Source organism: Pseudomonas sp. NFACC43 (genome assembly GCF_900119645.1).
Classification (GTDB): domain Bacteria; phylum Pseudomonadota; class Gammaproteobacteria; order Pseudomonadales; family Pseudomonadaceae; genus Aquipseudomonas.
Genome location: NZ_FPKK01000020.1, coordinates 71,962 through 92,283, shown reverse-complemented (window position 1 = coordinate 92,283; position 20,322 = coordinate 71,962). Strand labels below are relative to the sequence as shown.

Genomic DNA, 20,322 nt, shown 5'->3' with positions numbered 1-20,322 from the left:
AGGCAGCATCGTGATCTGCGCCGGTGGCGGCGGCATCCCGACGATGTACGACGCCCACGGCAAGCTGCAGGGCGTCGAAGCGGTGATCGACAAGGACCTGTGTTCGGCGCTGCTGGCCCAACAGCTGGAGAGCGACCTGCTGGTGATCGCCACCGACGTCAACGCCGCGTTCATCGACTACGGCAAGCCAACCCAGAAAGCCATCGCCCAGGCCCACCCGGACGAAATGGACAGGCTCGGCTTCGCCGCCGGCTCCATGGGACCCAAGGTCCAGGCAGCCTGCGAATTTGCCCGCAACACCGGCAAGGTCGCGGTGATCGGCGCACTGGCGGACATCGACGCCATCGTCCAGGGCACTGCAGGCACGCGTATCAGCACGGCCACTCCCGGCATTACCTATCGATAATCAGAACTGCAGGGGCAGGGTCAGGCCTGCCCCTCCTCCCGAACCCTGAAAGGAGAGCACCATGGCCCACTTTGAACCCGGTCGTCTGCATATCGAACGACACGCACTGAACAAGGACGATGTCAGCTACGACCTGTGCCTGGATTACGAGGTCACCACCGATCCCAAGGAAGGCAAAGGGATGCAATTCACGATGCACGGCAGCATTCAGGGCAAGGATATGAAGGAAACGTTTTTCCTGAGCAAGGAGCAGGCATACAACTTCGCCAGCAACGTGACCAAGATTGCGGAGAAACATGGAATTCCCAAGGCTTACAGCAGCATCGGTTCGCAACACAAACATTACGATCTGATGTTCGAGGATGTGCGGGTGCAGTTGAACATGAAGTCCGGAGACCCCGTCAACCCTGAACATTTTGAATGACTCACCGAGCGTAAATGGCACGCACCTGCACGCTCACACGATTGTGCCGGTTGGCAGGAGCGCTGTTGTTACGTGACCTTGATTCACATCCCAGGTACTCAAGGAAAGCAGCCATGACACCGATTCGCACCCTGGCTTTAATTGCTGCACTGCTGTCAACGACCAGTCTGGCGGTCCGTGCCGCTGATATACCGCTGGGCAGCAATGCCATGGAAGGCCATATCGTTTCGCGCGTACTCGCCGTTGATCCGGCGCTCTATCAAGTCACCATCGAAGGCCGCAACAAAGAACCGGTGCCCATCCAGCTCACCGACCAAGCCAAGAACCTGCACAATCTGAGAGTCGGTGACAACGTCGAGATTCACGTGATTCGCTCAGTCGCTTATGTATTGGATACGAACGTTGGCGGGGAGCCAGGAGTATCCAATGAAGCCATGGCCATCCGCACCACCAAGGACAATCCCAATCCCGGCGGTGAAGCTTTCCGTCAAGTCAGAGTCACGTCCAAGATCACTCGCATTGATTTGAAAGAACATGAAGTGACTTTGCTACCTCCGGAGGGACAAGTCATCGTATTGAAAGTGGAGGATCCAAAGCTTCAGGAACGGATGAAGAAACTTCAGGAGGGTCAGACGATCGATGCCATTTATACCGAGGTATTGAAAGTCAAAACCTCACGCTAGGCTATGTACGAAAAGTCTCGAGATGAAGATCAGGCAAGGCGAAAACAGCCGAGCAAGCGCGGTGTACCGGAGTACATGAGCATTGCGAGGCAGTTTTCAACGCGGCATGAACGAGTATCAAGTCTTTTCGTACAGAGCCTAGGGAACCCCCGACTTAACCACTGGCTGGCCTGGGCGGACATGGCGTCGCGCTTGCAAGCCGGCCAACAGACCAACAGACCAACAGACCAACAGACACCATCGCAATGCTCGCGAGATTCAGGCATCAGAGATGTGGATGGCGATGAGTGCCTGTCAGCTTTTGCAGGCCACCTGGGCAGGCGCGGCAGACGTCAACTTGGAGGGGATTACAATTGACGTGCCAGGCACAGGGGTGAGCTCGAAAACTCCCAGCAGGCAAATAAGTGCTTGCCGACCATCCTTGTCTGGCCTCATGTCCACTCCTGCAAAAACTTCGTAGTCTTTCCCGGGTTCCAGTTTGTACACGAGTGCCTGGTCAGCGCAGGCCCAATAAGTGCTGCCAGAACCAGCAACGGTCGCGCCCTGGGTTGCAATCTGAAATGGCAAGTCTGTCCTGACGCGATATTCGGTGACAACCTCCTTGTATGCGCCTTGGGCTCTGCGAATCGAGGGGATGTATTGGACAAGAGGGGGCATGACCCTTTTCGGCATGCCAATGCTCACCGACTTCAGGGGGTACTGCGGATAGTTGATGCTCGCCGTACCATCCTCCCCGAAACGTCCGGCTTCAGCCATCTTATGCCGGGTGGCAGGCGCACAACTGCCCATGATGCTATCGCCATATACACTGGAGTTCGTGATGACGCGAACATGCGCCACCCCCTCTGATTGGACAGGCTCTTCGTACGGAACCGAAGGTATCCCAGAGCAACCGGCAAGCGCTGCAGAAAAAATAGTTACGAAAGTGATAACCCGCATGACCATGTCCTTATGTACTCGATAGCTCAAAAAAAAACCGACACTATGATCGGTTTTCTGTGCACGCCCACACACGCAGGAGTGACAGGGCGGCGAATACTGGGACATGACGAAATGATATTCAAGCCCTTCTGAAGGCTTCTTTATGCCGCATCGTTTTCCATTACCCAGCCAACTGCGAGCAGATTACAAAGGGGGACCGGATCTGTTGATAGAGCGGATCATGGCACACAGAACAGCCCGATCGGCATAGGGTGCCGTCGACATGATTGCGGATAAAAATTGCGAGGGATGAAACAAACAAGGGTTTGCATCAGCATTCGCTCGCAAACCCTTGATTTTAGATGGTGCCCGAAGCCGGAATCGAACCGGCACGCCCTTACGAGCGGGGGATTTTAAGTCCCATGCGTCTACCAGTTTCGCCATTCGGGCGGTAGCGCGGTCAAGCTTCCTGAAGCGGTCAAGATCATGGATCTGACAGGTCGAAGCCGGTACAGCAGAGGGGACGAAATATATACATCCCTCCCCTATGAAGCAAGGTAGCCCATGTTCTTTCGAAACAAAAAACTGCATTGCCACATAAAGAAAAAAGCTCTGTAAATCATAGATCTACAGAGCTTTTTAATAGTGGAGGCCGAAGTCGGAATCGAACCGGCGTAGGTGGATTTGCAATCCACTGCATAACCATTTTGCTATTCGGCCTCAGGACGCTTGATGCCAGTGAAACCATCAACCGCTTTTAAACCTGATGAGGAGCGGATCAATCTAATTGAGCGCTATCTCCTTGAAAACATTGAGTTTTTTTAGCCCTCAATGCGTTCGATGGGCGCAATTATGTACTCATTTGCCGAAGCTGACAACCCCTTGATTTCAAAAAAAAATCAGCCGGCACGCGGGTCCCTGCTCCGTTTCATCGGTTCGACAATCTTACTCGGGCCGCCTGTCCCGCCGCCTCATCGGAAACCCCTGACGTCGATGGAACGACCGACCGCCCCGCCGGTTCATTCCTTATGTTGCCCTCGGACTTTGTAAGGAAAACCATCATGACTGAACGTCCACCACTGGTTGCGAGCCGGGCTGCGGTGCCGAGTCCGTCGCACCCCAATCTCGGTACACCGGAGCGTGCATTATCACTCCTGGCCGGCACGCTGCTGATTGCCAACGGGCTGCGTGAAGGCGGGCTCAAAGGTTGGCCACAGGTACTGCTGGGGGCCTGCGCGACCTGGCGTGCCTATTCGGGTACCTGCCGGGTCAAGCAGGCGCTTACCCATACCCCGTTCGAACAGGCCTTCGAGCAGGATCGGGGCTGGGACGGGAGCAAAGTGATCTCCCGCAGCATCACGGTCGGCAAGCCGCGGGAAGAGGTCTTTGAGTTCTGTCGCAACCCCGCCAACCTGGGCGCCTTGGTGCCCTGGATCGATGAGATCGAACAGACCGGCGAACACACCTACCGCTGGGTGGCGCGCGGGCCGATGGACAAGACCCTGCACTGCGACCTCGAGCAGCACGAACCCAAGGAAGGCCGCAAGCTGCACTGGATCGCCGGGCCGGACACGCGCTTCAAGCACGACATCCAGATGCACTTCAGCGATGCGCCGACGGGCCGGGGCACGCAGATCAAGGTGATCGTCGCCTGCAAGACTTCCCTCGGCAGTGCGGGTTATGCATTGGCCAGTGCCATTTCGAAATTCTCCGACAAGGCCCTGCTCCATCTGCTTCGCAGCATCAAGCAGCAACTGGAAACGGGCGAAGTGACCACCAACCGGATGCGGGCCGAGGGCACGAAGGACTTCCTGTTCATTCACCCGGCCACGACCGCGACTTCAACACCGGGCCATGCCCCGTCCAACGGAGGAACAGTCTGATGCGCGCACTCACCTGGCAAGGACCCAACAAGCTACAAGTCGACACCGTCGATGATCCGTCCATCCTCAACCCTCGCGATGCTATCGTGCGGGTGAAACTGTCCTCGGTCTGCGGTTCGGACCTGCACCTATTGGGCGGCTACGTACCCACCATGCAAGCTGGCGACATCATCGGTCACGAATTCATGGGCGAGGTGGTGGAAACCGGTTCGGCCGTCACGCAGTTCAAGAAAGGTGACCGTGTTGTCACCGTGTCGATCCTCGGCTGCGGCCAGTGCGAGCATTGCCAGCGCGCGGACTTTTCCTGCTGCGACAACTCCAATCCCAACCCCACCGCGACGGACATTGCCTACGGCCAACCGGCCTGCGGCATCATCGGCTACAGCCACGCCTTCGGCGGCTTCGCGGGCAGTCACGCCACTTATATCCGCGTGCCATTCGCCGACGTGAACCTGTTCACCATTCCCGAAGGCGTGACAGACGAACAAGCGGTTTTTGTCTCCGATGCAGTGCCCACCGGTTTCTTCGCCGCTGATAACGCCAACATCCAGCGCGGCGACACGGTTGCGGTCTGGGGTTGTGGCGGGGTCGGGTTGATGGCGATTGCCAGCGCGTACCTGTTGGGCGCCGAACGGGTGATCGCCATCGACCGCTTTACCGACCGCTTGCGTCTGGCCGAGGAAAAGGCCGGTGCCATCGCGCTCAATTACGAAACCACCGACGTGCATGCCGCCCTGCTGGAGCTGACCGGGGGCCGCGGCCCGGATCGCTGCATCGACTGCGTGGGCATGGAGGCCCACGGCACCGAGGTCGATTACTACTACGACAAGACCAAACAGATGATGCGCCTGCACAGCGAGCGCGGAACGGTGTTGCGCCAGTCCATCCGCGCTTGTCGCAAGGGGGGCACCGTCTCGGTGGTCGGGGTGTATGGCGGTCTCCTGGACAAGTTCCCCATGGGAGCGATCGTCAACAAGTCCCTGACCCTGCGCTCGGGCCAGCAACCGGGGCAACGTTATGTGCCGAGGCTGTTCGAATATATTCAGAAAGGCGAACTGGACCCTTCCTATCTGCTGACCCACCCCATGGGGCTGGAGCAGTCGGTGCAGGGTTATGAGATGTTCAAGGACAAGCGCGAGCAGTGCCTGCGGGCGGTATTCCGACCGGAATAACCAGCGCGGTCAAGGGGGCCTGCCTGCCAGGCTCCCGACGCCCGTCTGCGTGAGTCCAGCGTATTTTTTTCTTGCCAGGATCGACGCACTGTCGGATAAGACACAGCCTCAGCCGTCTCAGAGTCCGTCCATGCCCCGCGTCGGTGTCCTCCAGGGTTCGAACATCCGCCTGCTGGTTTACCTGCTGTTCGCCATCCAGTTGGTGTCCATGGGTGCCATGGAGATGAGTGGCCCCTTCTGGCCGGTTCATCTGCACCAGTTGACCGACAACGACGCGCTCTTCAGCTTCGCCAGTACCGCGGTGTACGTCGGCCCGATGCTGGGCATCATGCTGACCAGCGCCTTTTGGGGGCGGATCGGTGATCGCCATGGGCACAAGCTTATGATGATCCGCGCCTTGGCCGGTTTGTCCCTGACGCAGCTGGGGCTGGCACTGAGCAGCGATATCTGGGTCATCCTGGTGCTGCGCTTCCTGCAGGGCGCATTCGCCGGCTACATCGCCCCGGCCCAGGCCTGCGGGGTCAGTATCGAAGCCTCCTCAGAGGTGATTACCGAGCAGATGCTGCGCAGCGTCTACCGGGTCGAGGCAAGGATCGAACAGTGTTCCAGGGGGGAGCGGCACGTGATTGTCGACAGCGTGGCCTGAACCGCCAGGCCTGGGCGCTCAGGCAGTCGCGGCCCAAGGCCATTGCAGGTAACATACCGGCCTTTCCCGCCGCCTCTGCGACCTGCCGAATAAGCCCACTCCATGCCTTTTGAACTCAGCGTTGACCTCACCACCCTCGCTATCCTTGCCCTTGTCGCGTTCATCGCAGGCTTCATTGATGCCATCGCCGGTGGCGGTGGCCTGTTGACCACCCCCGCCCTGCTGACCGCCGGCCTGCCCCCTCACCTGGTGCTGGGGACCAACAAACTCAGTTCGACGTTCGGCTCCGCCACGGCCAGCTTCACCTTCTACAAGCGCAAGCTGTTCCACCCCAGGCAATGGACCCATGCCCTGGTCGGTACGTTGGTCGGCGCCCTGACCGGCGCCATCGTCGCCCACTACCTGCCCGCCGAGTGGCTGAACAAGATGCTGCCGGTGATCGTGTTCGCCTGTGGCCTGTATCTGTTGTTCGGGGGCACGCCCAAGGCGCCGCTGGACAGCGACGCGCCGATCAGGAAGACCTGGCAATCGCCCCAGGGTTTCACCCTGGGCTTCTACGACGGCGTGGCGGGCCCTGGCACGGGGGCGTTCTGGACCGTCAGCAGCCTGCTGCTCTACCCCATCGACCTGGTCAAGGCCAGCGGCGTGGCACGCAGCATGAACTTCGTCAGCAACATCGCGGCGCTGGCGGTGTTCATCTTCTCCGGGCAAGTGGACTGGGTCATCGGCCTGAGCATGGGCCTGTCGGTGATGATCGGCGCATTCTTCGGTGCCCGCACCGCCATCAGCGGCGGCGCGAAGTTCATCCGGCCGGTGTTCATCACCGTGGTCCTGGGCCTTACCGTGCGCCTAGCCTGGCAGCACTGGTTCAGCGTGGCCTAGACGGCGCGCCACATAGAGGTCGATCAGGTAGCGGGCGATCGAACGCGAAGCCGGCAACGGCGGCAGGTCGTGGACGCTGAACCACTGGGCGTCCTCGATTTCTTCTTCCTGGCGCACGATGTCGCCGCTGGCATATTCGGCATGGAAACCCAGCATCATCGAATGAGGGAACGGCCAGCACTGGCTGCCCACATACTGGATGTTCTTCACTTCGATACCGACTTCCTCGCGCACTTCGCGGACCAGGCAATCCTCGGCCGATTCGCCCGGCTCGGCAAACCCCGCCAGGGTGCTGTAGATACCGGTGACGAAACGTGGCGAACGGGCCAGCAAGACCTCGTCGCCACGGGTAATCAGCACGATCATGCTGGGTGAAAGCCGCGGATAGTGGCGCAGGTCGCATACATCGCAATACATCGCCCGCTCCAGCGCAATCTGCCCCATGCGCTTGCCGCAACTGCCACAGAAACGATGCTCCCTGGCCCAGGTGCCGATCTGCGCCGCATACCCGAGCACCTTGTACAGCGTGTGATCGTCCTCGAGCATGAAGGCCCGCAGGCCTTTCCAGTTGCAGCCAGGGACGTCCAGGGAACTGTGGAGCTCCAGCAGATAGACCGGCTCGCCGTCCAGGTGGCCGATGCCGTGCTCGGCAAGGATCGACAGGTCCTGGCGCTTGAGCCACTGGCGGGGAAACAGCGGGCCGTTATCGTCGAACAGGAAGCCTTCCGGGCTGCGGGCCACGGCCCAGCCGCCCGCCAGATCGGTATCGAGTACTGCGGTGGTCCAGCGTGGAATCATGATGATCAATCCAGAAATTCGGGTTTCTGTTTGCTCATATGGGCGGCCATGGCCACGCGCAGGTCGGTCGATTGCAACATGGCGGCGTTCCAGGTGGCGACGTACTCCAACCCGTCGTCGATGCGGTGGTCGCGCATGTAGCCAATCATTTCCTTGGTGCCGGTCACGGCAATCGGCGACTTGGCGGCGATGTCCCGGGCAATGCCCATGACGCCGTCGAGCAGGCTGGCGGTATCGGTATAGACACGATTGACCAGGCCGATACTGCGCGCTTCATCGGCACCGAACGTGCGCCCCGTATAAGCGAGTTCACGCAGCATGCCGTCCCCGATGATCCGGGGCAAGCGTTGCAATGTGCCAACATCGGCTGCCATGCCGATATCGATCTCCTTGATGGAGAACTGGGCATCCTCGGCGGCATAGCGCATGTCGCAGGCGGAGATCAGGTCGATGGCCCCACCCAGGCAGTAACCCTGGACAGCAGCGAGCACCGGCTTGCGGCAGTTGTCCACCGCATTGAACGAGGCTTGCAGTTGCAGGATCTTGCGCCGCAGCAGGCGCGCGTTGCGGCCCACGTCCTTGCCCAGTTCATTGGCCACGCCGGCCAGCATCATCAGGTCGATGCCCGAAGAAAAATGCTTGCCGGCCCCGCTCAATACCACCACCCGCACCTCGTCGGTGTCGTCGATCCACTGGAAGATCTCGATGATCTCGCTCCAGAACGCCGCGTTCATCGCATTGATCTTGTCCGGGCGATTGATCTGCACATGGGCGATGTTGTCTGCAAGTTCGACGGTGAACGCTTGGTATTGCGACATGGCAGTGATCCTTTACCGGCTGGGAAGAGGCCTGAACTATAACAAGCCCTCACGACAGGTCGTAGACAGTGCATCGGCCAAAAGCCGGACCTGGCTGGCACCCGGTACAGGCGCTACCCTGTCCCCAGTCGAAACACCCCCTGTGGCGAGGGGATTGATCCCCGCTGGGGCGCGAAGCCTCCCTTTTGCATCCTGCCTGGCGTATCGCAGTGCCGATAGTCAGGGCTGCTACGCAGCCCAACGGGGATAGATCCCCTCGTCACAGGGACCGGCTTCGTTCTGGCTTATTCATCCGGCCCTGGCTGCCCGTCCCAGCCACCGCCCAGCGCCGCGATCAGTTGCACGCTGGCGATCAGCCGGCTCTGTTGCAGGCTCAACACGCTGCGTTCATTGCTCAGGGCGGTGGCCTGGACCGTGACCACGTCGAGATAGGCGATCAACCCGGCCTTGTACTGGTTCTGGGTCAGGCGCAAGGATTCGCGCGCGGCGTCCAGGGCTTCCTGGCGCACACGGGCCTCGTCTTCAAGCACCTTGAGCTGGATCATGTAGTTTTCCACCTCACGAAACCCGTCCAGCACGGTCTGGCGGTAGGTGGCCACGGTCTGGTCATAGGCGGCGACGGTGCGGTCGACTTCCGCCGAGCGCTGGCCGCCATCGAACAGCGTCATCGCCAGTTGCGGCCCCACCGACCAGAAGCGATTCGGTACGCTGATCCAGTTGTCGTAGGTACTGCTGCTATAGCCGCCGCTCAGGCTCAGGGTCAGGTCCGGGTAGTAGGCCGCCTTGGCTACGCCGATGTCGGCGTTGGCGGCCATCACCGAGCGCTCCGCCGAAGCGATGTCCGGCCGTCGCTCGAGCAGTTGCGACGGCAGCGCCACGGGGATCTGCGGCAATGTGGGGATGTCCCGGGTTTCGGCCAGGTTGAACTCGGCGGGCGGCAGGCCGATCAGCACGGCAATGGCATTTTCGAACTGGGCGCGCTGCCAGATCAGGTCGATCAGGTCTGCCTGGGTGGTCTTGAGCTGGTTCTGGGCCTGGGCCACCGCGTCCCTGCCTGACACGCCGGCACGGTACTGGTTCTCGGTCATTTTCAGCGAACGCTGGTAGTTTTCCAGCGTGGCCTGCAACAGGCGTTTCTGCTCATCGATCACCCGCAGTTGCAGGTAGTTCTGCACCAGCTCCGACTGCTGGCTCAGGCGCATGGCGGCCAGGTCGGCATAACTGGCCTGGGCACTGGCTTCGTTGGCCTCCAGGGTGCGTCGCAGCTTGCCCCAGACATCTGCCTCCCAGCTGACGCCGGCCTGGGCGCTGTAGGTATCGCGGATACCGCTGGCCGAACTGCTCAGGCTCGAATTGCTGCTGCCGGTCCCCTGGCTGGAGCGGTTCTTGCCAACGGTCAGGTCCACTGTCGGGAAGAAGGCGCCACGGGCACTGCGCGCCAGGGCCTGGGCCTGGCGGTACTGGGCTTCGGCCTGGGCGACGGTCTGGTTGGAGGTGTTGAGCTTTTCCACCAGGCCATTGAGTTGCGTGTCACCGTACAGCTCCCACCAGGCGCCACGGGCCAACGCATCGCTGGGGTTGGCCTGGCGCCAGCCCTGGGCTTGCTTGTACTGCGCCGGCTGCGCCGTCGATGGGCGCTGGTAGTCCGGGCCGATGGCGCAGGCGCTGAGCATCGCCACGCACAGCGCCAGGCTCAGGACCCGCGAACCCCGGGCGGTCGCCAAGGGCGCGACAAGATTGAAAAACGAGCGATCGGTCATAGCGCAGTTTCCAGAGCAGCATCGGTACGCACGCCGCGCCAGCGATTGAAACGATGGCGCAACTTGTCGAGATAAAGGTAAACCACCGGTGTGGTGTAGAGGGTCAGGACCTGGCTGAAGACCAGCCCGCCGATGATCGTCAGGCCCAGGGGCTGGCGCATTTCCGAGCCTTCCGCGCCGCCCAGCAGCAACGGCAAGGCGCCGAGGATCGCCGCAAGCGTGGTCATCAGGATCGGCCGCAAACGCAGCAGGCAGGCACTGCGGATCGACTCCTCGGGTGTCTGACCGCCCCGTTCGAGCTGCAACGCCAGGTCGATCATCAGGATCGCGTTCTTCTTCACCACGCCGATCAGCAGGAACAGCCCCAGCAGCGATATCAGGCTGAATTCCTGGCCCAGCACGTAGATCGACAGCAATGCGCCGACCCCGGCCGATGGCAGGGTGGACAGGATCGTCAACGGATGGATATAGCTTTCGTACAACACTCCCAGCACCAGGTACACCGCCAGCAGCGCCCCGAGGATCATGAGAGGCTGGCCCTTCTGGGTGGCCGCGAAGGCATCGGCGGTACCGGCCATCTTGGCGATCACATCCTCCGGCATGCCGAGCCTGGCGATGGCCCGTTCGATGGCCGCCGTGCCCTGCTCCACCGTCACGCCTTCGGCCATGTCGAAGGAAATGCCCTCGGACGCGAACTGGCCTTCGTGGCTGACCCGGTCGTCCTCCAGGCTGTTTTCATAATGGGCAATGGTCGACAGGGGGACCCGCGCGCCGTCGTCGGTGATCACCTGGACCTGTTCGAGGGTGTTCGGATCCTGGGCGTACTTGGGATTGACCTCCATCACCACCTGGTACTGGTTCAGGCTGTCGTAGATGGTGGAAATCTGCCGCTGGCTGTAGGCGTTGTTCAATACCGTGGTGACCATGGCCATGTCGATACCCAGGCGCTTGGCCTGGTCACGGTCCACCACCAGCGTCACCTGCTGGGCCCCGCCGCCGTCCCGGGCGTCGATGGCGGTCAGCTCGGGCAAGGCCCGGAATGCCGCCACGACCTTGGGATACCACTCCCGCAGGGAGGCCAGGTCGGCGCTTTGCAGGATATAGGAGTATTGCGACGTGGTCTGCTCGCGGCCGCCTCCGAACTGCAGGTCCTGGTCGGCCATCAGCATCAGCTGGGCACCGGGGACCTTGGGCATTTCCTTGCGCAGGCGCTCGATGACTTTCTGCGCGGAGATCTCGCGCTCCTTGATCGGCTTGAGGCGCACCAGCATGAAGGCGTTATTGGTGCCGTTGTTGCCGCCGATGAAACCGGCCACGCTCTGCACCGCGTCGTCCTTGAGCACGGCGCGGCGGAAAATTTCCATCTTCGGCTGCATCACGCTGAACGACAGCCCGTCGTCGCCGCGCACGAAACCGATCAACTGGCCGGTGTCCTGCTGCGGCATGAAGGTCTTGGGCACCACCACGTACAGGGCGATGTTCACACCAATGGTCACCAACAGGCTCAGCAGCGTCAGGCGGCGGTGGCGCAGCACCCAGTCGAGGCTGGAGGCGTAGCCACGAACCATCCGCTCGTTGAGACGCCGGCTCGCGCGTTGCAGGCGATTTTCCTGCCCTGGTACGTGGGGCTTGAGCCAACGGGAACAGAGCATCGGCGTGAGGGTCAGGGACACCAGCAACGAGACCAGGATGGACGCCGCCAGAGTGATGGAAAACTCCCGGAACAGGCTCTCGACGATGCCGCCCATGAACAGGATCGACAGGAACACCGCCACCAGGGAGGCGTTCATCGACAACAGGGTGAAGCCCACTTCCCGGGCGCCCAGGTAGGCCGCCTTCATCGGCGGCACGCCTTCGTCGATGTGCCGGGAAATGTTCTCCAGCACGACGATGGCGTCGTCCACCACCAGTCCGGTGGCGAGGATCAGCGCCATCAGCGACAGGTTGTTCAGCGAAAAGCCGTAGAGGTACATCACCGCGAACGTCCCCACCAGTGACACCGGCACCGCCAGGGTCGGGATCAGCGAAGCGCGCAGGTTGCCGAGGAACAGGAACACCACCAGCACCACCAGGGCCACGGCGATCAGCAGGGTCATTTCCGCTTCATGCAGGGTAGCCTTGATCACCGGCGAGCGATCCATGGCCAGGTCCAGCTTGACGCTGGCCGGCAGCACGGCCTGCAAGGCCGGCAGCTGCGCCTTGATCTCGTTGACCGTCTCGATGATGTTGGCCCCCGCCTGGCGATTGATCACCAGCAGCACGGCGGCATCGTCATTGAAGAAACCGCTGTTGTAGCGGTCCTCGACACCGTCGGTGACTTTCGCCACATCCTTGAGCCGAAGCACCGAGCCGTCCTGGTAGCGGATGATCAGGGTTTCGTAGTCCTTGGCCTTTTCCAGCTGGTCATTGGCCTGGACCTGCCACATGCGCTGGTCATCCTCAACCGAACCCTTGGGCCGGCGCACGTTGCTGTCGGCGATGGCGCTGCGCACGTCGTCCAACGCAACGCCGTACTGGTTGAGCAACTGCGGCTCCAGTTCGATCCGCACCGCCGGCAGGGAACTGCCGCCGATCTGCACCTCGCCGACCCCCGACACCTGGGACAGGCTCTGGGACAGGATGGTGGAAGCCAGGTCGTAGAGCTGGCCTTTCTCCAGGACATCGGAGGTCAGCGACAGCACCATGATCGGCGCCTGGGACGGGTTGACCTTCTTGTAGGTGGGCATGCTGCGCATGCCGCTGGGCAACAGGTTGCGCGAAGCATTGATCGCCGCTTGCACCTCCCGGGCCGCGCCGTTGATATCGCGGTCCAGGTCGAACTGCAGGATCACGCGGGTGGAGCCCTGGCTCGAGCGGCTGCTCATGGTATTGACCCCGGCGATGGCGCCGAAGGACCGTTCGAGAGGCGTTGCCACCGTCGACGCCATGACCTCCGGGCTGGCCCCCGGCAAGTTGGCCTGGACCACGATCACCGGAAAGTCCATCTGCGGCAAGGGCGAAACCGGCAACAGGCCAAAGCACACGCCACCGAGCAGGGTGATCGCCAGGCTCAGGAGCATGGTCGCGACGGGGCGGCGGATGAAGGGGCCGGAGAGGTTCATCGACCGCCGCTCCGGGCTGCAGATGAAGGAATGCAGGAAATGACCGGGCTTTCATGGCGAGGGGACTCATCCCCGCTTGAGTGCCAAGCGCTCACAAAAGGGGCCGCTACGCAGTCCAGCGGGGATGAATCGCCTTGCCGCAGAAAACGCGCTTGCCCCAGGTTCTCCGGCGCAGGCTCCAACCGCAAGCTCCCGAGCGTCATACCCGCACCTCTTTCCCTTCCGGCCTGGCAAACCGGCGGCCCAGGCGATCGAAATACAGGTAGATCACTGGCGTGGTGAACAACGTCAAGACCTGGCTCACCAGCAGCCCACCGACCATCACCAGGCCCAGGGGCTGGCGCAATTCCGCGCCGGAGCCGGTGGCGAGCATCAGCGGCACTGCGCCGAACAGGGCCGCCAGGGTGGTCATCAGGATCGGCCGGAAGCGCAGCAACGCGGCCTGGTAGATGGCCGTCTGCGGGTCCATGCCCTGGTTGCGCTCCGCGTCGAGGGCGAAGTCGATCATCATGATCGCGTTCTTCTTGACGATACCGATCAGCAGGATGATGCCGATGATCGCGATCATGCCCAGGTCGTTGCCGCTTAGGATCAACGCCAGCAAGGCGCCAATGGCCGCCGAGGGCAAGGTGGAGAGGATCGTGATCGGGTGGATGTAGCTCTCGTACAGCACGCCCAGCACGATGTACATGGTCACCACCGCCGCCAGGATCAGCAGCAAGGTGCTCGACAGCGATGCCTGGAATGCCTGGGCGGCACCCTGGAACTGGGTCTGCACGCCCACCGGCATGCCGATCTCCCGCTGGACCTTTTCGATCACCTCCACCGCATGGCCCAGGGCCACGTCCGGAGCCAGGTTGAACGACATCATCACCGCCGGGAACTGGCCGATATGGGCAATCGCCAGCTGCGCCTGACGCTCTTCGACCCGGGCCAGGCTCGACAACCGCACCTGCCCGCCTTCGGTGGTCTTGACGTAGATCTGGTCCAGGGCCTTGGGCCCGATCCGCTCCCCGGCCTGGGCCTGCAGCACCACGCGATACTGGCTGGCCTGGGTGTAGATGGTGGAAATCTGCCGCTGGCCGAAAGCGTCGTACAGCGCATCAGTGATGTTCGCCACCGACACGCCCAGGCGCGAGGCGGCGTCACGGTCGATCACCAGATAGACCTGCAGGCCCTTGTCCTGCAGGTCGCTGGCGACGTCGGTCAGTTCCGGCTGGCGGGCCAGCGCCTCGGTGAGGCGGGCGCTCCAGAGGGTGAGCAACTCGGCATCCGGCGACGACAGGCTGAACTGGTACTGGGTCCGACTGACCCGGTCCTCGATGGTCAGGTCCTGTACCGGCTGCATGAACAGGCGGATCCCCACCAGGCGGTCCAGTTGCGGCTGCAAGCGGGCAATGACCTGCGTAGCGCTGTCATCACGCTCCTTGTGGGGCTTGAGGTTGATCAGCAGACGCCCGCTGTTGAGCGTGGCGTTGTCACCGTCCACGCCGATATAGGAAGACAGGCTCTGCACCGCCGGGTCGGCCAGGATCACCTTGGCCAGTTGCTGCTGGCGCTCGCTCATGGCGGCGAAGGAAATCGACTGGGGCGCTTCGGAAATGCCCTGGATCACACCCGTGTCCTGCACCGGGAAAAAGCCCTTGGGCACCGCCAGGTACAACACCACCGTGAGCACGAGGCTGCCCACCGCCACCAGCAGGGTCAGCGGCTGGTGCTTGAGCACCCATTGCAGCTTGCGGCCATAGGCGGCGATCAGCCAGTCGATCCAGGCGCCACTGGCGCGGTAGAACCGGCCCTGTTCCTCTTCCTTCGGCTCACGCTTGAGCAAGCGCGCGCACATCATCGGCGTCAGCGTCAGGGACACCACCAGGGAAATCAGGATCGCCACCGCCAGGGTGATGGCGAATTCGCGAAACAACCGTCCGACCACGTCCGCCATGAACAGCAGGGGGATCAGCACGGCGATCAGCGACAGCGTCAGGGACACCAGGGTGAAGCCAATCTGCCTCGCCCCCTTGAGCGCCGCCTGCAATGGGCTGTCGCCCTCCTCGATGTAACGGGCGACGTTCTCCAGCATGACGATGGCGTCGTCCACCACGAAACCGGTGGCGATGGTCAGGGCCATCAGGGTCAGGTTGTTGATGGAAAAGCCGGCCAGGTACATCACCCCGAAGGTCCCGATCAGCGACAGCGGCACGGCCACCGAGGGAATGATAGTGGCGCTGAAACGACGCAGGAACAGGAACGTCACCATGACCACCAGGGCGATGGCGATCAGCAGTTCATGTTGCACATCCTTGACCGAGGCACGGATGGTCTGGGTACGATCGGTCAGCACCGTGACGTCCAGGCCGGCCGGCAGGTTGTCGGTGATACTTGGCAACAGGGCCTTGATCCGGTCCACCACCTCGATCACGTTGGCCCCCGGCTGGCGCTGGATGTTCAGCAGCACGGCCTGGTTCTCGTTGGCCCAGGCGGCAAGGCGTTCGTTCTCGGCGCCGTCGACGATCTGTGCCACGTCCTTGAGCCGCAATGGCGCACCATTGGCATAGGCCAGGATCAGTTCGGCATAGTCCTTGGGCGAGGTCAGCTGGTCGTTGGCGTCAAGCATCGAGACCCGGGTCGGGCCGTCGAAGTTGCCCTTGGGCTGGTTGACGTTGGAGGCCCCGATCAGTGTGCGCACATCCGCCAGGTTCAGGCCGTTGGCCGCCAGGGCCTGGGGGTTGACCTTGATCCGCACGGCCTGGCGCTGGCCGCCGGCGATGGTCACCATACCGACCCCGCTGATCTGGGCGATCTTCTGCGCCATGCGCGTATCCACCAGGTCATTGAGCTTGGGCAGCAGCATGGTCCTGGAGGTGATCGCCAGGGTCAGCACCGGGGTATCGGCGGGGTTGACCTTGTTGTACACCGGGGGCGCCGGCAGATCGTCGGGCAGCAGGTTGGTCGCCGCGTTGATCGCCGCCTGCACCTGCTGTTCGGCGACATCCATGTTGGTCTCGAGATTGAACCGCAGGGTAATCACCGAAGCCCCACCGGAGCTGGTGGAGGCCATCTGGGTCAGGCCCGGCATCTGGCCGAACTGCCGCTCCAGGGGAGCGGTCACCGCACTGGTCATCACATCGGGGCTCGCGCCCGGGTACAAGGTCATCACCCGGATGGTGGGATAGTCGACCTGGGGCAATGCCGACACCGGCAGCAGCCGATAGGCGATCAGGCCGGCCAGGACAATGGCCAGCATGCTCAGGGTGGTCGCCACCGGGCGAAGGATGAACAGCCGCGAGAGATTCATGCGCCGCCCTTTTTCGCCTTGTCGACCACGGCCGGTTCACTCGGACCCGCCGCGGTCTTGCCCTGCAGGTGCTCGGTCGGCGTGGTGGGCACGTCCTGGCTGTCATTGACCACCTCCACTTCGCTGCCCTCCTTCAAGCGGTCGGTGCCTTCGAGCACGACACGCTCGCCGGCCGCCAGGCCTTCGGTGACCACGGTGTTGCTGCCGTCGCTGGGGCCGATCTTCAACGTTTTGATGGTGACCTTCCTGTCGCCATCCAGGGCATAGACGAAGGTGCCATTGGTGCCGAACTGGATCGCGGCGGTGGGTGCCAGGACGACGCCCTTGAGGGTGTCGGCCAGCAGGCGGACGTTGACGAACTGGTTGGGGAACAGCGACTGGTCGCGGTTATCGTAGCGGGCCTTGAATTTCAGGGTTCCGGTGGTGGTGTCGATCTGGTTGTCCAGGCTTTGCAGCACACCGCTGGCCTGGAGTTTCACATCGCCGCGGTCCCAGGCCTCGACAGGCAGTTTCGCGCCGCTGCGGTAACGGGCGAGCACGGTGTCCAGATTGCTTTCCGGCAGGGTGAAGACAACGCTGATGGGTTGGGTCTGGGTAATGACCGCCAGGGCCGTGGTGTCGTTGGCCGCCACCAGGTTGCCGATATCCAGCTGCCGCAGGCCGACCCGTCCGGAAATCGGTGCACGGATCCTGGTGAATTCGAGGTTGAGCTTGGCATCATTGACCGCCGCCTGATTGGTCTTGACGGTGCCCTGGTACTGGCCCACCAGCGCGGCGGCGGTATCCAGGGTCTGCTTGGCGATGCTGTCCTCGGCATACAGCCCGCGATAGCGCTCAAGATCGACCTGGGCGTTCTTCAGTTGTGCCTGGTTCTGCAACAGCGTGCCTTCAGCCTGGAGCAAGGCGTTCTGGTAGGGACGCGGATCGATTTCGGCCAGCAGGTCCCCGGCCTTGACCATCTGCCCTTCTTCGAAGGCGATCTTGACCAGCTCACCGCTCACCCGGCTGCGCACGTTGATGGTATTGAGGGCCGTGACAGTGCCCAGCGCCTTGTAGTACAGCGCAAAGTCCCCGGTGACTGCCGGCGCCACCCGGACCGGCACCGGCCCCGTGGCCCCACCGAAGCCAGGTCGCATGCTGCCCGAACGCCCTGTGTGCCCCTGTGCGGCTTTCTGCCCTGCCCCTTGCTTGGGATCCGTGCCGGCGGGCCAGAATTTCCAGGCCACCACCGCGACGACCAAGACGATGAACAGGCTCAACAGCCAGCGGCGGGAGTTACGAGAAACGGAGGATTGCATGGAGTGATCAACCATTGGGCGCGTGGGCATCTTTTACGAGAGGCTGAACGATAAGCACTGGCGGGAATTTAGCAAAGCGCCTTTACCGGCAATTTACCTTGGGCTTACGTAGCGTGATGACAGGCTAAGCGCTTGAAGTACAAATGAAAACGGCCTGGACTTGGCCAGGCCGTCAACAAATGTAATAAATCCCTTATTTCAGGACAGCCAGCGCAGCGTCGTAGTTTGGCTCTTCAGCGATTTCCTTGACCAGTTCGCTGTGCAGCACGTTGTCCTCTTCGTCCAGCACCACCACGGCGCGAGCGGTCAGGCCTTTCAGCGGACCATCGGCAATGGCCACGCCGTAGTTCTGGATGAACTCGGCGCCGCGCAGGGTGGACAGGTTCTGCACATTCTCCAGGCCTTCGGCACCGCAGAAGCGCGCCTGTGCGAACGGCAGGTCGGCGGAAATACAAAGCACGACGGTGTTATCCAGTGCGTTGGCCTGGGCATTGAACTTGCGCACGGAGGTGGCGCAGGTCGGGGTGTCGACGCTTGGGAAAATGTTCAGTACTTTGCGCTTGCCCGCGAAGTCCTTCAGGGACACGTCGGACAGATTGCCGGCCACCAGGGAAAAGGCTGGCGCCTTGCTACCGGCTTGTGGCAATTGGCCGTTGACCTGGACCGGGTTGCCTTTGAGGGTGACTTGAGCCATGGGCGAATTCCTTCTGACAGGTTTGAAAAATGGTGAGGCAGGAGTTAACCACGAAATGCTCGCCCGACCTATGGCTGGACATGAAAAGTCATGGTGTTCATGACCGCGCAATCCTGTGGGGGCGAGCCTGCCCGCCCCCACGAAAGGACGCTACCGGGCCTTGAGCTTGAGGAACGACTGATGCAGGTCCGAAGCCCAGCCATCCATGACACCTTTGACATCATCGGGTTTCATCACCTGGGACTCGTTGGACAACGGCTTGCCTGTCCCCTTGCGCACCACCTGGGCCACCACGGCATTGCTGGCGCCATCGAGGAAGACCGCTTCGGTGCCCAGGGTGGTTTCCTGGTCGCGGATGCCACTGGCGGTGCTGACAGCCGCCGCCACCAGCGCAATCGGCACCACCTCATACGGTTTCAGCCCTTCGGTCTTGCTGCTGACGGCGGTGATCGCCGCGCGCATCACCAGCACACCCGGCCCCGGCGCCTTGGCCAGCGGCAACGTTTTTCCCGCTTCACGCTGGAGGGCCTGATCGTAATAACCGGTGATGCCGGACAAGGTGGCCTGGGGAATCTTCACCGTCGGTTGCGGCTTGGGGTACAGCTGGGTCGGCTCGATGTAGATGCTGGTGTACTTGTCCAGGTCGACCTTCGGATCGACCCAGCGCATCACCTCGGCACCGGACGGTGACTTGTCTTCCTTGAGCCGGCTGTAGTCGCCCAGGAACCCGGAATACTCGTCCGGCTGAGTGATCTTGCTCGAACACCCAGCCAGGGCGAGCGAGGCGATGCAGATGGTGCCAATCACTGATGCGAGCTTCATGCTGTCACTCCTGTCAGCCACACGAGACGGGGCCGGGAACTACAGGTATAGCCAATGGGCACATTTTTGCCGCAAATATCCAGAAGCCCTGTGGCAAGTCAGGCGCGATCTCGAGGAATCAGGCTCTGTAATTGCTGCGCAAGAAAATCAGCATCGAACACGAAGGTATCCGGGTCTTTCAACCCATTGGTCTTGCGCCACTGCCATTCCCCGGAGGCCAGCGAATGCACCAGCGAAATGCTTCCGTACCGCGCCGCCGTCAGTCCCATGACCGCCAGCGAGATTTGTCCACCGCTACCCATTGCATCCGGGACGAACTCCACCGCCTTGCCCGTGATGGACACCGTGAGCTTTTCGGTCCTGAAGGTGGATGTTTCCACCGGGACGCCCGGCCCGTGGGCCACGTGGGCTTCCCGGCTCAGCGCCAGGAGACCAGGCGCCATCACCGGTGCCAGCCATTGCTCGATTTGCCCATACAACGCTTCGATCTGCTCGGCCCACACCGCCGCCTGAGCCTGGTGCTGCTGTTTCTTGTGCGCCTCACTGTCTGCGTAGCGACGAAGCGTATCGCCCAGTTGCTGTACACCGTCCATGCGCTGTTCCTCGATCAAGGGCTTGCTGCGAACCGGGATGATGACAGGTTCGGGAGGCTGGCGTATGCAAAACCCACCGGCATGGCAGGAGAGCTACGTCTCGCCTGCTGGAAATGGCCCGAGGCA

The 20,322-nt window shown here is 62.0% G+C and carries 15 protein-coding genes, 2 tRNA genes and 3 pseudogenes; 8 read left to right on the top strand and 12 right to left on the bottom strand.

The features are described 5' to 3' along the window. The 3 genes and pseudogenes from BT179_RS24640 to BT179_RS24630 all read left to right on the top strand — a co-directional run. Positions 1-406 (top strand): annotated as a pseudogene (locus BT179_RS24640) (carbamate kinase); the annotation flags it as partial. Positions 407-467: 61 nt separating this feature from the next. Then, positions 468-830 carry a DUF5064 family protein gene (locus BT179_RS24635; RefSeq protein WP_072398751.1) on the top strand — a complete coding sequence of 121 codons (363 nt, stop codon included), beginning with the start codon at positions 468-470 and terminating at the stop codon, positions 828-830. Between the two features lie 113 nt (positions 831-943). Further along, positions 944-1,513 (top strand): hypothetical protein, encoded by a 570-nt coding sequence (locus BT179_RS24630; RefSeq protein ID WP_072432069.1) that lies wholly within the window; start codon positions 944-946, stop codon positions 1,511-1,513. Between the two features lie 294 nt (positions 1,514-1,807). Here BT179_RS24630 and BT179_RS24625 read toward each other — a convergent pair whose 3' ends face one another. The 3 genes from BT179_RS24625 to BT179_RS24615 all read right to left on the bottom strand — a co-directional run bounded on the left by BT179_RS24625 (position 1,808) and on the right by BT179_RS24615 (position 3,154). Next, positions 1,808-2,452: a hypothetical protein gene (locus tag BT179_RS24625; protein ID WP_072432070.1), complete on the bottom strand. Its 645-nt coding sequence runs from the start codon at positions 2,450-2,452 to the stop codon at positions 1,808-1,810. A 345-nt stretch (positions 2,453-2,797) separates the two neighbouring features. Beyond that, positions 2,798-2,884: transfer RNA gene (locus BT179_RS24620), tRNA-Leu, on the bottom strand. A 196-nt stretch (positions 2,885-3,080) separates the two neighbouring features. Continuing rightward, positions 3,081-3,154 (bottom strand) — tRNA-Cys (locus BT179_RS24615). A 341-nt stretch (positions 3,155-3,495) separates the two neighbouring features. Here BT179_RS24615 and BT179_RS24610 point away from each other — a divergent pair. From BT179_RS24610 to BT179_RS24595, 5 genes and pseudogenes are all read left to right on the top strand, one after another. Then, a complete protein-coding gene (locus BT179_RS24610) occupies positions 3,496-4,317 on the top strand; it encodes an SRPBCC family protein (protein ID WP_072398754.1) in 822 nt (273 codons plus the stop codon). Further along, entirely contained in the window at positions 4,317-5,489 is a 1,173-nt protein-coding gene (locus BT179_RS24605; RefSeq protein ID WP_072432071.1) for a zinc-dependent alcohol dehydrogenase, read from the top strand. The genes BT179_RS24610 and BT179_RS24605 overlap by 1 nt, the downstream gene beginning before the upstream one ends. A gap of 130 nt (positions 5,490-5,619) precedes the next feature. Then, positions 5,620-6,030, top strand: a pseudogene (locus BT179_RS24600) (MFS transporter); the annotation flags it as partial. Next, positions 6,025-6,135: pseudogene (locus BT179_RS26885) on the top strand (ABC transporter ATP-binding protein); the annotation flags it as partial. The pseudogenes BT179_RS24600 and BT179_RS26885, both read left to right, overlap by 6 nt. A gap of 102 nt (positions 6,136-6,237) precedes the next feature. Then, entirely contained in the window at positions 6,238-7,017 is a 780-nt protein-coding gene (locus BT179_RS24595) for a TSUP family transporter (protein ID WP_072398756.1), read from the top strand. Here BT179_RS24595 and nudC read toward each other — a convergent pair. The 9 genes from nudC to BT179_RS24550 all read right to left on the bottom strand — a co-directional run bounded on the left by nudC (position 6,985) and on the right by BT179_RS24550 (position 20,196). Next, the gene (gene nudC / locus BT179_RS24590; protein ID WP_072398757.1) at positions 6,985-7,815 is read right to left on the bottom strand and encodes an NAD(+) diphosphatase; all 831 of its coding nucleotides are present in this window, start codon (positions 7,813-7,815) and stop codon (positions 6,985-6,987) included. The two genes, BT179_RS24595 and nudC, sit on opposite strands and share 33 nt — an antisense overlap. A gap of 5 nt (positions 7,816-7,820) precedes the next feature. Further along, the gene (locus tag BT179_RS24585) at positions 7,821-8,633 is read right to left on the bottom strand and encodes a crotonase/enoyl-CoA hydratase family protein (RefSeq protein ID WP_072432072.1); all 813 of its coding nucleotides are present in this window, start codon (positions 8,631-8,633) and stop codon (positions 7,821-7,823) included. Positions 8,634-8,917: 284 nt separating this feature from the next. Beyond that, positions 8,918-10,393 (bottom strand): efflux transporter outer membrane subunit, encoded by a 1,476-nt coding sequence (locus BT179_RS24580; RefSeq protein ID WP_072432073.1) that lies wholly within the window; start codon positions 10,391-10,393, stop codon positions 8,918-8,920. Continuing rightward, positions 10,390-13,494 carry an efflux RND transporter permease subunit gene (locus BT179_RS24575; RefSeq protein WP_072432074.1) on the bottom strand — a complete coding sequence of 1,035 codons (3,105 nt, stop codon included), beginning with the start codon at positions 13,492-13,494 and terminating at the stop codon, positions 10,390-10,392. The genes BT179_RS24580 and BT179_RS24575 overlap by 4 nt, the downstream gene beginning before the upstream one ends. A 199-nt stretch (positions 13,495-13,693) precedes the next feature. Next, positions 13,694-16,789, bottom strand: a complete 3,096-nt coding sequence (locus BT179_RS24570) for an MdtB/MuxB family multidrug efflux RND transporter permease subunit (RefSeq protein WP_072398761.1) — start codon at positions 16,787-16,789, stop codon at positions 13,694-13,696. Then, on the bottom strand, positions 16,786-18,102 hold the full coding sequence (locus tag BT179_RS24565) for an MdtA/MuxA family multidrug efflux RND transporter periplasmic adaptor subunit (protein WP_072398762.1): 1,317 nt from the start codon (positions 18,100-18,102) through the stop codon (positions 16,786-16,788). Before BT179_RS24565 ends, BT179_RS24570 begins: the two co-directional genes overlap by 4 nt. A gap of 178 nt (positions 18,103-18,280) precedes the next feature. Beyond that, a complete protein-coding gene (gene tpx, locus BT179_RS24560) occupies positions 18,281-18,781 on the bottom strand; it encodes a thiol peroxidase (RefSeq protein ID WP_072398763.1) in 501 nt (166 codons plus the stop codon). 150 nt (positions 18,782-18,931) lie between these two features. Then, the gene (locus BT179_RS24555; protein ID WP_072398764.1) at positions 18,932-19,603 is read right to left on the bottom strand and encodes a DUF3313 domain-containing protein; all 672 of its coding nucleotides are present in this window, start codon (positions 19,601-19,603) and stop codon (positions 18,932-18,934) included. Positions 19,604-19,701: 98 nt separating this feature from the next. Further along, positions 19,702-20,196, bottom strand: a complete 495-nt coding sequence (locus tag BT179_RS24550; protein WP_072432075.1) for a hypothetical protein — start codon at positions 20,194-20,196, stop codon at positions 19,702-19,704. Between the last annotated feature and the right edge of the window lie 126 nt (positions 20,197-20,322).

What these genes read in the sequence shown, in the direction of transcription:
- BT179_RS24595 (WP_072398756.1), top strand. Translation starts at nt 6,238, where the DNA reads ATGCCTTTTGAACTCAGCGTTGACCTCACCACCCTCGCTATCCTTGCC.
- BT179_RS24555 (WP_072398764.1), bottom strand. Translation starts at nt 19,603, where the DNA reads ATGAAGCTCGCATCAGTGATTGGCACCATCTGCATCGCCTCGCTCGCC.
- BT179_RS24605 (WP_072432071.1), top strand. Translation starts at nt 4,317, where the DNA reads ATGCGCGCACTCACCTGGCAAGGACCCAACAAGCTACAAGTCGACACC.
- BT179_RS24550 (WP_072432075.1), bottom strand. Translation starts at nt 20,196, where the DNA reads ATGGACGGTGTACAGCAACTGGGCGATACGCTTCGTCGCTACGCAGAC.
- BT179_RS24635 (WP_072398751.1), top strand. Translation starts at nt 468, where the DNA reads ATGGCCCACTTTGAACCCGGTCGTCTGCATATCGAACGACACGCACTG.
- BT179_RS24610 (WP_072398754.1), top strand. Translation starts at nt 3,496, where the DNA reads ATGACTGAACGTCCACCACTGGTTGCGAGCCGGGCTGCGGTGCCGAGT.
- BT179_RS24580 (WP_072432073.1), bottom strand. Translation starts at nt 10,393, where the DNA reads ATGACCGATCGCTCGTTTTTCAATCTTGTCGCGCCCTTGGCGACCGCC.
- BT179_RS24630 (WP_072432069.1), top strand. Translation starts at nt 944, where the DNA reads ATGACACCGATTCGCACCCTGGCTTTAATTGCTGCACTGCTGTCAACG.
- BT179_RS24625 (WP_072432070.1), bottom strand. Translation starts at nt 2,452, where the DNA reads ATGCGGGTTATCACTTTCGTAACTATTTTTTCTGCAGCGCTTGCCGGT.
- tpx (WP_072398763.1), bottom strand. Translation starts at nt 18,781, where the DNA reads ATGGCTCAAGTCACCCTCAAAGGCAACCCGGTCCAGGTCAACGGCCAA.
- BT179_RS24585 (WP_072432072.1), bottom strand. Translation starts at nt 8,633, where the DNA reads ATGTCGCAATACCAAGCGTTCACCGTCGAACTTGCAGACAACATCGCC.
- BT179_RS24565 (WP_072398762.1), bottom strand. Translation starts at nt 18,102, where the DNA reads ATGGTTGATCACTCCATGCAATCCTCCGTTTCTCGTAACTCCCGCCGC.
- BT179_RS24575 (WP_072432074.1), bottom strand. Translation starts at nt 13,494, where the DNA reads ATGAACCTCTCCGGCCCCTTCATCCGCCGCCCCGTCGCGACCATGCTC.
- BT179_RS24570 (WP_072398761.1), bottom strand. Translation starts at nt 16,789, where the DNA reads ATGAATCTCTCGCGGCTGTTCATCCTTCGCCCGGTGGCGACCACCCTG.
- nudC (WP_072398757.1), bottom strand. Translation starts at nt 7,815, where the DNA reads ATGATTCCACGCTGGACCACCGCAGTACTCGATACCGATCTGGCGGGC.